Raw genomic sequence first — 501 nt, forward strand, 5'->3', positions numbered from 1 at the left:
CCGTGGCTAAGGAAAAGTTCGAACGTAATAAACCGCACGTAAACGTAGGCACCATCGGTCACGTTGACCATGGTAAAACCACCCTGACTGCCGCGCTGACCCGCGTGTGTGCAGAAGTCTGGGGCGGTAGCGCCATTGCTTTCGATGGTATTGATAATGCCCCGGAAGAGCGTGAGCGTGGTATTACCATCGCGACCTCACACGTAGAGTACGATTCTCCGACTCGTCACTACGCCCACGTAGACTGCCCCGGTCACGCTGACTATGTGAAAAACATGATCACCGGTGCCGCGCAGATGGACGGCGCAATCCTGGTTTGTTCCGCAGCTGACGGCCCCATGCCGCAGACTCGTGAGCACATCCTGCTGTCCCGTCAGGTTGGCGTGCCTTTCATTGTTGTGTTCCTGAACAAAGCGGACATGGTTGACGATGAAGAGCTGCTCGAGCTGGTCGAAATGGAAGTGCGTGAGCTGCTGAGCGACTACGACTTCCCGGGTGACG

Annotated in this window: 1 protein-coding gene; it reads left to right on the forward strand. The window is 56.7% G+C overall.

The window, feature by feature from the left end; all coding sequences use genetic code 11:
• Positions 1-2 precede the first annotated feature (2 nt).
• Positions 3-501 (forward strand): GTP-binding protein (locus tag A3730_RS13175; RefSeq protein ID WP_082872367.1); only part of this gene is annotated, 499 nt, incomplete at its 3' end.

The organism is Alcanivorax sp. HI0044 (assembly GCF_001634945.1).